Annotated in this window: 1 protein-coding gene; it reads right to left on the minus strand. The window is 53.8% G+C overall.

Annotated features, from left to right (window positions below; genetic code table 11):
• On the minus strand, nucleotides 1–1,190 hold a 1,190-nt coding region (locus HMPREF2943_RS05290), incomplete at its 3' end, for an IS1249 family transposase (protein WP_070711006.1).
• Nucleotides 1,191–1,278 lie beyond the last annotated feature (88 nt).

The following is a 1,278-nucleotide window of genomic DNA, read 5'->3' on the forward strand; positions in this document are numbered from 1 at the left end:
TTTCTTATGCCTAAGCTGGGGTTCCATTCGCTGTCGATGTGGATGTCGTATGTGGCTGGTCGCCCGTCTGGGTGGCCGCGTCGTGTGAGTTCTTCTTTTGCCCAGGCTGCGCGTGCTGCTTTTTCTCCTTGGCGTCCGAAGTCTTGTTGCTTGGCTAACTCCAGTGGCGCTACAGGGTCTTCGGTGTGGGTGTAGAGCCACCAGTCCATGGTGATGCGCTGATGCTCATCGAACATGCCACGATGGTTTCCTGCTAGGTCTTTGAGTTGTTTGTTGATGCCGCCTTCCAGCAGGTTCGTGGTGGCTTTTAAGTCTTGTGTGACACCTTTAGACGGGTCAAGGAAAGTAAATAGCTGTCCTGTGTGGATGAGCTTTTCTAGCCGTTTTAGAGCCCTGCGGGCGTTGCGGTGGGTGTACCACCATTTCTGGTTGGGGCTGACCCATTTCGGTACTTGGCCTGCTGGTATAGCACTGCGGTAGGTTCGCTCTTTAAGCCAATCAGCAAAGGTGATGCGGGTGTGGTGGACTGCAGCTGTAAACCGCGCAGCATCTTCACGGTTGTGTACTTGGATAAGCATGTAGCCCAGTTTCCGGATTGCTTTATGGGCTGGGTGAATCGGGTTGCGGCTGATATCAGCAAAAGTGTTGCGTTGGACGTGGACTAGGCAGCGCTGAATGGCAACGTCGGGCCATTTAGTGCGCAGTGCCTTGAGGGCTCCGCCTGCCCCGTCGGTGGTGACGATGAGTGGTTGCGCGATTTTGTCGAGCAGTTTCAGGTACTCGTATGAGCTTTCACGCAGGCACCAGTGCCAGGCGATGACGTGTGTGTCGGTGCAGGCTACCAGCAGGCATTTCTTGTGAAAGTAGGTGCCGTCGATAAAGACCTGATCGTAAACACGATAGGGGTCAGAAGAAGTGGGCACGGTGATAAACCACAGCAGCTTGAACCACCGGGTCAAAGTCCGCCTTGTTACCCCAAGGCGCTTGGCTAAATGGTCTGCAGATTCGCCGGAAAGAATCCAGTCAATAAAGATTTTGAAATGCCGAATCTCGCTGGTGTGTGCGCGGGTATTAATCGATGAAACGTTGCATTTAGGACATAGCCAGCGTTGGGTTCCTGCCGCGGTTTTGCCGTTCTTAACCAGTCCATGGCCGCACACGTCACACGACGGCCGATTCCTATTAACCATAGGAATTGGCCTTACCGCACCAGCAGCAGTCCTCCTATCACAGACCTAGGACTATCCAGTGTTGATTTCACAGATCGGGCCGTTGGAA

Origin of the sequence: Corynebacterium sp. HMSC072D12 (assembly GCF_001813925.1) — a bacterium.
In the GTDB taxonomy this organism is placed as follows: domain Bacteria; phylum Actinomycetota; class Actinomycetes; order Mycobacteriales; family Mycobacteriaceae; genus Corynebacterium; species Corynebacterium aurimucosum.